At 51.4% G+C, this 494-nt stretch carries 1 protein-coding gene; it reads left to right on the top strand.

Going from position 1 to position 494, the window contains the following annotated elements; all coding sequences use genetic code 11:
- Window positions 1–108 precede the first annotated feature (108 nt).
- On the top strand, window positions 109–447 hold the full coding sequence (locus tag NE619_RS18015; protein ID WP_256133863.1) for a hypothetical protein: 339 nt from the start codon (window positions 109–111) through the stop codon (window positions 445–447).
- Window positions 448–494: the final 47 nt, after the last annotated feature.

Raw genomic sequence — 494 nt, 5'->3', positions numbered from 1 at the left:
TCGGGAGCAGTTGGAACGTCTTTGCTGACATGGGAATTGCAATGAAACGTGACGTGTACGAGCTATTAAAGCAGACTGGCCTGTGCTGCCGATTGTTGAGGTGAGGCTATGAATTATCCATGTTTAGTGCCAAAACGGCTGTGTAAGACGGATATCCACGTTGAGATCGAAGGTGAGGGCATTACCGAGGATGGTGCGCCGGAAATTCTGTTGACTGCGGACCTGAAATGCAATTATCAGGACGGCGGTAAGCGGATATTGACAGACGAGCAGAAGCTGATCGAGGTGTCCGGAACGGCGTTGTTTCCCGGCGATATTTGCCCGGATGTGCCGAACATTACCAGCGGAAGCGCAACGGTGCATGGCATAAAAAGGGCAATTGCGCAAGGCCGGAAGGCTCGGAACCCGGACGGGACCGTGAACTATACGGAGTTGAGGTTGCTATGAGCATAAAAATGAATTGGGGAAAGATCAATCAATTGACTCAAGCGGCC

The sequence above is a fragment of the Anaerovorax odorimutans genome, assembly GCF_024459955.1.
GTDB lineage: Bacteria > Bacillota > Clostridia > Peptostreptococcales > Anaerovoracaceae > Hominibacterium > Hominibacterium odorimutans_A.
Note: the sequence above shows the minus strand (reverse complement) of the source record. Positions and strands in the feature narration are given on the sequence as shown.

What these genes read in the sequence shown, in the direction of transcription:
- NE619_RS18015 (WP_256133863.1), top strand. Translation starts at nt 109, where the DNA reads ATGAATTATCCATGTTTAGTGCCAAAACGGCTGTGTAAGACGGATATC.